The following is a 384-nucleotide window of genomic DNA, read 5'->3' on the forward strand; positions in this document are numbered from 1 at the left end:
TTGGCAAGGCCAGTGTGTCCCCGTATCCGTTTCCGTGAGATGGCCCACCGCGGCGAACTCCCCGGAATCACGAAGTCAAGCTGGTGAAACCATGGCAGTACCGAAGCGAAAGAAGTCCCGTTCGACCACGCGTCATAGGCGGGCCCAGTGGAAGACCACGCCAACACAGTTGGTTGAGATCCGCGTTGAGGGCAAAGTCCTGCGGGTCCCGCGAAATCTGGTCAAGGCCTACCACTCTGGGCTGATCGACGTCGAGGACTGAACTCTGGGAGCCTGGGCGGTCCAGCATGACTGCTCAGGCTCATTATCAAAACGCGTCGATCCCGTAGGGTTGTCGTCATGAGCAAGCCCGAAGTGACCCTGCCCGATTCCGCCCCCGACGAC

At 60.4% G+C, this 384-nt stretch carries 2 protein-coding genes; both read left to right on the forward strand.

What is annotated here, in order from left to right; genetic code table 11:
* The first annotated feature begins 12 nt into the window (after positions 1–12).
* Positions 13–87, forward strand: coding sequence for an uS14 family ribosomal protein (locus tag M3147_RS19440; protein WP_308201086.1), 75 nt, complete (start codon positions 13–15; stop codon positions 85–87).
* A gap of 4 nt (positions 88–91) precedes the next feature.
* The gene (gene rpmF / locus M3147_RS19170) at positions 92–262 is read left to right on the forward strand and encodes a 50S ribosomal protein L32 (RefSeq protein WP_002514596.1); all 171 of its coding nucleotides are present in this window, start codon (positions 92–94) and stop codon (positions 260–262) included.
* Positions 263–384 lie beyond the last annotated feature (122 nt).

Source organism: Agromyces mediolanus (assembly GCF_023715325.1).
Taxonomy (GTDB): domain Bacteria; phylum Actinomycetota; class Actinomycetes; order Actinomycetales; family Microbacteriaceae; genus Agromyces; species Agromyces mediolanus_A.